Source organism: Streptomyces sp. NPDC059564 (assembly GCF_042735575.1).
Lineage (GTDB): Bacteria > Actinomycetota > Actinomycetes > Streptomycetales > Streptomycetaceae > Streptomyces.
The window spans coordinates 1-4,115 of sequence record NZ_JBHWBP010000508.1 but is presented as its reverse complement, the minus strand read 5'-3'; the positions used below and the strand labels follow the sequence as shown (position 1 = coordinate 4,115).

5 protein-coding genes and 1 pseudogene are annotated in these 4,115 nt (G+C 66.8%); 4 read left to right on the top strand and 2 right to left on the bottom strand.

What is annotated here, in order from left to right; translation table 11 throughout:
• On the bottom strand, nt 1-211 hold a 211-nt coding region (locus ACFV0Q_RS39170), incomplete at its 3' end, for a transposase family protein (protein ID WP_385012559.1).
• Between the two features lie 175 nt (nt 212-386).
• On the opposite strand from ACFV0Q_RS39170, the gene ACFV0Q_RS39165 reads away from it, so the two are divergent.
• The 4 genes and pseudogenes from ACFV0Q_RS39165 to ACFV0Q_RS39150 all read left to right on the top strand — a co-directional run bounded on the left by ACFV0Q_RS39165 (nt 387) and on the right by ACFV0Q_RS39150 (nt 2,851).
• The gene (locus ACFV0Q_RS39165) at nt 387-995 is read left to right on the top strand and encodes an SMI1/KNR4 family protein (RefSeq protein ID WP_385012557.1); all 609 of its coding nucleotides are present in this window, start codon (nt 387-389) and stop codon (nt 993-995) included.
• Nucleotides 996-1,328: 333 nt separating this feature from the next.
• Nucleotides 1,329-1,463: pseudogene (locus ACFV0Q_RS39160) on the top strand (IS3 family transposase); the annotation flags it as partial.
• A 315-nt stretch (nt 1,464-1,778) separates the two neighbouring features.
• Entirely contained in the window at nt 1,779-2,318 is a 540-nt protein-coding gene (locus ACFV0Q_RS39155; RefSeq protein ID WP_385012556.1) for a winged helix-turn-helix domain-containing protein, read from the top strand.
• Nucleotides 2,315-2,851, top strand: a complete 537-nt coding sequence (locus tag ACFV0Q_RS39150) for a transposase (protein WP_385012561.1) — start codon at nt 2,315-2,317, stop codon at nt 2,849-2,851. The genes ACFV0Q_RS39155 and ACFV0Q_RS39150 overlap by 4 nt, the downstream gene beginning before the upstream one ends.
• Nucleotides 2,852-2,856: 5 nt before the next feature.
• On the opposite strand, the gene galE is transcribed toward ACFV0Q_RS39150, so the two are convergent.
• Nucleotides 2,857-3,855, bottom strand: coding sequence for a UDP-glucose 4-epimerase GalE (gene galE, locus ACFV0Q_RS39145; protein ID WP_385012554.1), 999 nt, complete (start codon nt 3,853-3,855; stop codon nt 2,857-2,859).
• Between the last annotated feature and the right edge of the window lie 260 nt (nt 3,856-4,115).

Below are 4,115 nucleotides of genomic sequence, written 5' to 3'. Positions count from 1 at the left end.
GTGGGGCGAGCTGGCGCATCGTGAGGTTGGTGCGGTAGTACACGGCCACCAACAGCACCCGGTCCGCCAACGGCAGGCACCACGGGCGGCCGCCCCCGGGCCCGTTTCCGCCCCGCTCCCGCACCACTTTCACCAGCTTCGCGAACCGCTCGATCCGCAAGCCCGTGAACGTCTCCACCCACACCGGCTCAGCCCGCAACACCCCACCCATACAGGCAAAATGCCCAGAACTGAGCCTTCTGCAACACCCTTTAGGGTCTGTCTCCTTGGTCACCACCGGACCCGACGCTGATCAACGAGACGTGTCTTGGCAGACCCCGGAAGCCGGACCACCGAAGAAGTGGTCGATCATGAGGCGTCCTGCACCCTGTCCTATACGAGGCGCCATGACCGACTACCTGCGGGCTGTCATCGACATGATCGGCCCGCCGCATGGCCGCTGCACCGACCCCACTGCCTGGCTGCGACTGGAAGGTGAAGTGGGGCGGCCGCTGCCTGCGGACTACAAGGCGATCGCTGATGCGTACGGCGCCTGTCAGATCAACCATCACCTCTACCTGGACCGTCCGACGGATGGTTGGCGAGACCTCGGGACGTGGATGCGGCGTATCTCCCAGCTTTGGTCACAGGAGGAGGTTGTGAGGGAGGGCGTGAACCCCCCTTTCGACCCCCGAGCCATCTGCGGCCTTCCGAGCATCACCTTCGGCACAGCCCAGGGCCTCATTCCCCTCGCCGGCACCGATCAAGGCCACATCATCTTCTTGGCGCCACAGGTCCACGGCGTCCCCGACGGGATCGTCGTCCTGAACAGGGAAGTCGAGTGGACCGGCTACGCCCTGTCCTTCCCTGAATGGCTATACCGCTACCTGATCGGGGAAGAGATCTGTGGCTGGAACAGCGCGGCCTTCTATCCCGGTCCCGTGCATCTGGAATACCTCCCCACGGAACCGGGACAGCAGACGCGTGTCGTCTACGGTCCACCGCGAGGTATGTAGACCTGGGAGTCGCAGCCGCCTCAGGCCAGCGTTCAAGCCCCTCGGATCCAGATGAGGACAGAGGCGAGGTGGAGGGCGGCTTCGTCGGCGTTGGTGATGGGGCTCGAGAAAACTCCCCACCCCACGCTCGGGGGGTGGGACAGACCCGCTCACCCAAGTTCCCCACCCTCTGACCGCTGACCTGCGGTCGGGCGCCACAGCGGAGGGGCCGCCCGTTAGCCAGCCAGGTCCAGGGGCGGGGCGAGTTGTCCAGGGTGGGCGCAGCCCAGCGCGAAGCGCCGCCGAAGGCGCCCTTGACCGCTCGGCACGGCCCGCACACTCGACGAGCGGGCGGCCAGGCTCGACGCCTTCCGCTGGCTGACCCGATACAACACCCGACGCAGGCACTCCCGCCTCGGCCAGCGGTCCCCGATCGCCTACGAAAACGCCTTCCAACCAGCAACAACTACCCTGGCCCAAGCCGCATAGACGTGTTCAAAATCCGGGGTCAAGGCCCATTCGTTTCCGAATGGACTCGGATCGACGGCGGCTTGGCGAGCAGATCCTCCGGAAGGCGCGCAGGCGCTCCCAGGAGCGGTGACAACCCATGTGCCCCGCACATCCCAGGGCTGCCGTTCGTTGAGCTTGTCCTCTAACTTCCGGCCGCTTCAGCATCGGAGGCCATCGATTGTCTGCAGGACGTGTAGCCATCGTTGGCAAACATCGCGGGTGACCGGTTCTACTGAGGTTTTCGGGTTGTCGTCGGGTAGTGACGGTTGATGATCCCTGCGGTATGCCGGTGAGGTGAGGTATCCAGAGGGCGGGGGCCTGACCGCTGAGCGTCGGGTGTTTCGTGAGGGGATCCGGCTTCAGGCCGGCGAAAGGTTCGCGGCGGGCGAGAAGACCGCGGTGATCGCGAAGGATCTGCGGGTGAGTGTCTGGTCGGTGGAACGCTGGCGCCGTGCATGGCGCGAGGGCGGCATGGAGGCCTTGCGCTCTTCGGGTCCGGCGAACTCCCCGACCGTCACCGATGCCCAGTTCGCTGTGCTCGAGGAGGAACTCGGCAAGGGCCCGTCGGCGCACGGCTTCGACAATCAGCGATGGACCCTGGTCCGGGTCCAGACGCTGATCCGCCGGCATCTGCGGGTGAGTCTGTCGGTGGCGACGGTGTGGCGGTTGCTGAAACGGCACGGCTGGTCCTGGCAGGCGCCCGCCCGCAGAGCCCTCGAGCGTGACGAGCACGCGGTGGAGCTGTGGAAGAAGGAGGTGTGGCCGCGGGTAAAAGGCTCGCGGCGGCATGTGGAGCCTGGATCGTCTTCGAGGACGAGGCCGGCTTCTCGATGACTCCGCCCCGTGCCCGCACCTGGGGCCGGCGCGGGCAGACCCCCGTCATCCGCGTCCGTGGCAGGTCCCGCCGCCGGACCTCGGTCGCCGCGTTGTGCTGCTACAAATCCGGTGAGAAGAGCCGTCTCATTCACCGCCCCCGCACCCATCTCCTGCTCAAGGGCGCACGCAAGAGCTTCTCCTGGATGGACTACCGCGACCTGCTGGTGAGGGCACACATCCAGCTCGACGGCCCGATCGTGGTGGTCTGGGACAATCTCAACACCCATCTGGCAGCAGGGCTGAAACGGTACGAGGCCGAGCACGACTGGCTTACCACCGTTCGCCTCCCGCCCTATGCGCCCGACTTGAACCCCGTCGAGGCCGTCTGGTCACTCGTGCGCAGAGCAATGGCCAACACCGCTTTCGCCACACCCGACGACCTCGACCGCACACTCCGCCGCGAGTTACGCAGAATCCAGCTCCGGTCCCACCTGATCGACGGCTGCCTCACCGCCACAGGTCTGGCTATCAACCCACCGACCCCACCCTGAAAACCTCAGTAGTCCTTCAGCAGCTTGTCGCGGACCGGAATCCACTCCAGGGCGGACCGAATGCCTTCCTCCAGCGACAGCTTCGGTGTCCATCCCAGCAGTTCGGCCGCCCGGTCGCTCTTGGTGTAGCCGCCGGCGACATCACCCGGGCGCGGATCGGCGTCGACCGTGGCCAGGGGCGTGCTCACCACGGCGTTGAAGGCCTCGTACAGTTCCCTGACGGTGGTGCCGTTGCCCGTGCCCAGATTGATGGCGGTCGAGCGCTTCGAATCCGTGAGGATCGAGTCGAAGTGCTTGATCGCCGCGATGTGGGCCGCGGCGAGGTCCCAGACGTGTACGTAGTCCCGGATGCCCGTGCCGTCACGCGTCGGGTAGGTCGTGCCGGTGATCGGGAACGGCCGGCCTTCCTGGTGCGCCTGGATGAGCACGCCCAGGGCGTGGCTGGGCCGCTTGAGCTGAAGGCCGGTGCGCAGCTTGGGGTCGGCCCCCACCGGGTTGAAGTATCGAAGCGACAGCACGCGCGGCCCCGCCACGGCGATGTCGGCGAACATCTCCTCGCACACGGCCTTCGTCCGTGCGTAGGGGCTCTGTGGCGCCAGCGGCGAGTCCTCGTTGACGGGCGAGCCGTCCTCGGCCTGGTAGACGGAGGCCGAGGAGCTGAAGACGATGCGGTCGCAGCCGTTGCGGTGCAGGTGGCTGACGAAGGACAAGGTCTTGCTGACGTTCGCCTCGTAGTAGCCGATCGGGTCCGCGACGGACTCAGGCACCACGATAAGAGCGGCGCAGTGCACCACCGCGGAAATCTCCGGATGCTCCGAGAAGATCCTGTCGACCAGTCCGCCGTCGGCGATGTCTCCCTCGTAGAAGATCCGCCCATCGGTGAACTCCCGGCGGCCCCGGACGAGGCTGTCGAGGATCACGGGGGTGATTCCGGCGTCCAGGCAGGCCGAAGCGACGGTGCTTCCGATGTAGCCGGCTCCTCCGGCGATAAGGACAGTCGTCACGCTGCAACTCTTCCCGGCCTTGACGGCCCAGTAGGCGACCGGCAGCAGGCTAGCGGAGAATCCGGGCGCGGGAGGGCGACAGCCTGGGTGTGCGCGACGGTGTCGTCGCCGCCGGACGGGAAGCCTCCTACCTGCCCCCCGAGGCTCAAGACCTGGCACCACGGTCGGACCTTGGCCTCGGGCGAGGGTGGGTTGGCTTGGACCACATGGGGGGAACCGTGGGGGGACGTAGAGGGGGGAACTGTGGGGGGAGCTTGGAG

What these genes read in the sequence shown, in the direction of transcription:
- ACFV0Q_RS39165 (WP_385012557.1), top strand. Translation starts at nt 387, where the DNA reads ATGACCGACTACCTGCGGGCTGTCATCGACATGATCGGCCCGCCGCAT.
- ACFV0Q_RS39150 (WP_385012561.1), top strand. Translation starts at nt 2,315, where the DNA reads ATGACTCCGCCCCGTGCCCGCACCTGGGGCCGGCGCGGGCAGACCCCC.